This is a genomic window from Nocardia sp. CC227C (assembly GCF_030767025.1).
Classification (GTDB): domain Bacteria; phylum Actinomycetota; class Actinomycetes; order Mycobacteriales; family Mycobacteriaceae; genus Nocardia.
Genome location: NZ_JASITE010000042.1, coordinates 1 through 1,467, shown reverse-complemented (window position 1 = coordinate 1,467; position 1,467 = coordinate 1). Strand labels below are relative to the sequence as shown.

The 1,467-nt window shown below is 64.6% G+C and carries 1 protein-coding gene; it reads left to right on the top strand.

Annotation, left to right across the window (positions count from 1 at the left end; translation table 11 throughout):
* The first annotated feature begins 9 nt into the window (after positions 1 to 9).
* The gene (gene ahcY / locus QMO76_RS35175) at positions 10 to 1,464 is read left to right on the top strand and encodes an adenosylhomocysteinase (RefSeq protein WP_306365697.1); all 1,455 of its coding nucleotides are present in this window, start codon (positions 10 to 12) and stop codon (positions 1,462 to 1,464) included.
* Positions 1,465 to 1,467: the final 3 nt, after the last annotated feature.

The window sequence follows — 1,467 nt, the reverse complement described above, 5'->3', positions numbered from 1 at the left end:
GTGTCCAGCATGATGACCGCCGATGTCCGCAATGGGATCGATTACAAGGTGGCGGACCTGTCACTGGCCGAGTTCGGCCGCAAGGAGATCCGCCTGGCCGAGCACGAGATGCCGGGCCTGATGGCGTTGCGTCGCGAGTACGCCGATGTGCAGCCGTTGCGGGGTGCGCGGATCTCCGGTTCGCTGCACATGACCGTGCAGACCGCGGTGCTGATCGAGACCCTGGTCGATCTGGGTGCGCGGGTGCGTTGGGCGTCGTGCAATATCTTCTCCACCCAGGACCACGCCGCCGCGGCGGTGGTGGTCGGCCCGCACGGCAGCGTGGACGAGCCCAAGGGCACCCCGGTCTTCGCCTGGAAGGGCGAGACCTTGCAGGAGTACTGGTGGGCCGCCGAGCAGATGCTCACCTGGCCCGACGAGCCCGCCAACATGATCCTCGACGACGGCGGTGACGCGACCATGCTGGTGCTGCGTGGGGCGCAGTTCGAGAAGGCCGGGGTCGTCCCGCCGGCCGAGGAGGACCATTCCGCGGAGTACACGGTGTTTTTGAACCTGCTGCGGGAGCGGTTCGAGACCGACAAGGGCAAGTGGACCGCCATCGCCGAGTCGGTGCGCGGGGTCACCGAGGAGACCACCACCGGTGTGCTGCGGCTGTACCAGTTCGCCGCCGCGGGTGAGTTGGCGTTCCCGGCGATCAATGTCAACGACTCGGTCACCAAGTCCAAGTTCGACAACAAGTACGGCACCCGGCATTCCCTCATCGATGGCATCAACCGCGGCACCGATGTGCTCATCGGCGGTAAGAAGGTGCTGATCTGCGGGTACGGCGATGTCGGCAAGGGCTGCGCGGAGTCGCTCGCGGGTCAGGGCGCGCGGGTGCAGGTCACCGAGATCGACCCGATCAACGCGTTGCAGGCGCTGATGGACGGTTTCGACGTGGTCACCGTGGAGCGGGCCATCGGCGAGGCCGATATCGTCATCACCTCCACGGGCAACAAGGACATCATCCTGCTCGACCACATGAAGGCGATGAAGGATCAGGCCATCCTGGGCAATATCGGTCATTTCGACAACGAGATCGATATGGCCGCTCTGGAGCGTTCCGGCGCGGCCCGGCTCAATATCAAGCCGCAGGTCGATCTGTGGACGTTCCCGGAGTCGGGCAAGTCGATCATCGTGTTGTCCGAGGGGCGTCTGCTCAACCTGGGCAATGCCACCGGCCATCCCTCGTTCGTCATGTCGAACAGCTTCTCCAACCAGGTCATCGCGCAGATCGAGCTGTGGACCAAGCCGCAGGAGTACGACAACGAGGTCTACCGTCTGCCCAAGGTGCTCGACGAGAAGGTCGCCAAGATCCATGTCGAGGCGCTCGGCGGCACCCTGACCAAGCTCACCAAGGACCAGGCCGAATACATCGGCGTGGACGTGGAGGGCCCGTTCAAACCCGAACACTACCGCTACTGAGCC

Excerpts from the sequence above, each read along its gene's own strand:
- ahcY (WP_306365697.1), top strand. The coding sequence starts at position 10 with ATGATGACCGCCGATGTCCGCAATGGGATCGATTACAAGGTGGCGGAC.